The following is a 413-nucleotide window of genomic DNA, read 5'->3' as shown; positions in this document are numbered from 1 at the left end:
CAACGATTGCTGAGCCAAGTTTAGGGTTTTCTCAAAACCCAGTTAGATGTTTGAACTGAAGAGTTTGATCATGGCTCAGATTGAACGCTGGCGGCAGGCCTAACACATGCAAGTCGAGCGGCAGCACGGGTACTTGTACCTGGTGGCGAGCGGCGGACGGGTGAGTAATGCCTAGGAATCTGCCTGGTAGTGGGGGATAACGCTCGGAAACGGACGCTAATACCGCATACGTCCTACGGGAGAAAGCAGGGGACCTTCGGGCCTTGCGCTATCAGATGAGCCTAGGTCGGATTAGCTAGTTGGTGAGGTAATGGCTCACCAAGGCGACGATCCGTAACTGGTCTGAGAGGATGATCAGTCACACTGGAACTGAGACACGGTCCAGACTCCTACGGGAGGCAGCAGTGGGGAAT

At 54.5% G+C, this 413-nt stretch carries 1 rRNA gene (running past one end of the window); it reads left to right on the top strand.

Annotated elements, in window-relative coordinates:
* Window positions 1–52: 52 nt before the first annotated feature.
* Window positions 53–413, top strand: a 16S ribosomal RNA gene (locus HMPREF3130_RS07330); its annotated part runs 687 nt beyond the window's last position; the annotation flags it as partial.

The sequence above is a fragment of the Corynebacterium sp. HMSC14B06 genome (genome assembly GCF_001807075.1).
Taxonomy (GTDB): domain Bacteria; phylum Actinomycetota; class Actinomycetes; order Mycobacteriales; family Mycobacteriaceae; genus Corynebacterium; species Corynebacterium jeikeium_D.
This window is presented reverse-complemented; position numbering and strand designations above follow the sequence as displayed.